Source organism: Flavonifractor sp. An52 (genome assembly GCF_002159385.1).
GTDB lineage: Bacteria > Bacillota > Clostridia > Oscillospirales > Oscillospiraceae > Flavonifractor > Flavonifractor avicola.
In genome coordinates this window covers 1-2,014 of record NZ_NFIB01000064.1, presented here as the reverse complement: position 1 = coordinate 2,014, position 2,014 = coordinate 1, and the positions used below count along the sequence as shown (strand labels likewise).

Here is a 2,014-nt window from a genome sequence, read left to right as displayed (position 1 = left end):
ACCGCTGCGGCCAGCTCCGATGGAGAGCCCGTCCACTCCGGTTGACTGGCATTGACCATCCGGGCCACCGCTTCCAACACAGGGTCCGGCGGTTCCTTGTGCGGCTCCGTTTCCATGCGCTCCAAATTCCAGATTTGCGTTTCCGGGTCTTTTTTCAGATAGAGAATCTGATCCTGCTGGTCGCGTCCCACTACATCAATGGTGGCCTCCAACGCAGTTCGCTTTTTCTTCTGCATCAGCAGCGACCCGTCCGCGCAGCCCAGCAGGCCCGTGGTGCCGGAGATCATCTCAAAGGCGTCACCGGCGGGTTGCTTCCGAGTGTGGTGGACGGTCAGCACGCAGATACAGTGCTTATCTGCAAACTGCTTGAGCTTGCCCACGATCTCGTAGTCGCTGGCGTAGCTGTACGCTTCGCCGCCCACTTCCCGGATTTTCTGCATGGTATCAATGATAATGAGCTTGGTGTCCGGATGCTCCCGCATGAAATTCTCCAACTGCTCGTCCAAACCGTTCCCGATTTTTCCGGCAGCGGTGGCGAAGTGCAAATTGGGCGTGTCGTTCACGCCATACATCATAAACATCCGGCTCTGGATGCGCTGGAAGTCATCCTCCAACGCGAGGTAGAGGACGGTTCCCTGATGGACTTTGCACCCCCACAAATCTTGCCCAGTACTGACATGGTAGGCGATTTGCGCCACCAGAAACGACTTGCCGATTTTGGGTGCACCCGCGAGGAGATACGCCCCCGAATGGAGCAAATTTTCAATGATGGGCGGGCGGCTTTTGTAGGAGGTCTGAAACAGCTCGGTCATGGTGAGCGTGTGCAGGTAGCGCGGGTCAGCCATACGCTGCATCTTACGGTACATTTCCTCCAAATTTTCCATTTCCCCATTGCCTTTTGCCTCCGAAGCGGGTATACTATTGCCAGAATCTTTTTGAATGGACTGCCCGGCATCTGCGCCAACAGATGCGTTGTGGGCGGTCTTTTCTTTTACGTCAATTCCCATAGCTTGGTGCAGATGATATGCTCCTTGGTGGCCCAGGTGTTTTCCTTGAGCCGGGTTTTCATGTCCGCCGTATAGAGGTCCACGAAGCTCTTGAAGGTCATGTCCAGGTCGGCACTGGCCTTATTGAGCTGTTCCCGCTCCCATGCCTGTGCCTCCCGCTTGGTCTTGAAGCCCCGCTTCTGGGTCTGCTTGCGCTCGCCGTTCCAGTCTGTATAGCGGTAGACCGCCCGCCAGGTGTTGGTCTTTTCTTCCTTATAGACCGCCATCAGATACCCCTCCCTTCCTTTTCGCCGTAGCACATCTTCTCATAGAAGAACTTTCGGTTCACTCTGCCGGATATGGTCAAGTAACCAAGGCTTTTCAGTTCCGCATTGAGTTTCTGTACGATCTTGTAAGCATAGGACTTGGAAACGCCCAATTCCTGCGCCACTTCATCGACTCGCATAAACGACTGTTTTTCTGCCATACACAAAAATACCTTCCTTTCCTTGCTGTAATCGTTTCTTGTTTGCCGTTTCACCCTTCAGACTCTGGCAGGCAACCCTTCCCGGCGCTGTGCCGTTTGTTCTTCTCCTTGGCACGCTCATATTGTCGCCTGCTTCCCCGGAGAAAGTATCTGTCGGACGGTCATTCAGTTTTTCAGTGTTTGAAATTCCCCCTTTCACTTTACAACGGACATTTTTTCGCCGTTTTGAGGGCGTCCAATTTGTAAAATTTCCGTGACTTAAACTTATTTGCTTATACTACTCTCATTGTACTAAGCATAACAGTTAAAGTCAAGCGGCTTGTAAAAAAATATTAAATAAATTTGTTTAAAATTTTCTTGACTATCCTAAACATTTCTGCTATGCTGAATCTATCAAGAATCTAGATAGGAGTTGGCCGTTATGTGAATACGCCGCCTGAAACGGTGCCCTTAGACCGCACGAATGGTGCAGCCAGACCGCAGACATGGTGCATGGTCACCGCAGACATGGTGCATTGACAGGATGGCCACTAAAATGGAT

At 51.7% G+C, this 2,014-nt stretch carries 3 protein-coding genes; all 3 read right to left on the bottom strand.

The window, feature by feature from the left end:
* The coding region (locus tag B5G06_RS13690; protein WP_087189601.1) for an AAA family ATPase at positions 1-1,007 on the bottom strand (1,007 nt) is incomplete at its 3' end.
* Complete coding sequence (locus tag B5G06_RS13685) at positions 992-1,273, bottom strand: Arm DNA-binding domain-containing protein (protein WP_343286370.1); 282 nt, start codon at positions 1,271-1,273, stop codon at positions 992-994. The genes B5G06_RS13690 and B5G06_RS13685, both read right to left, overlap by 16 nt.
* Positions 1,273-1,473, bottom strand: a complete 201-nt coding sequence (locus tag B5G06_RS13680) for a DNA-binding protein (RefSeq protein ID WP_087189600.1) — start codon at positions 1,471-1,473, stop codon at positions 1,273-1,275. The genes B5G06_RS13685 and B5G06_RS13680 overlap by 1 nt, the downstream gene beginning before the upstream one ends.
* Positions 1,474-2,014: the final 541 nt, after the last annotated feature.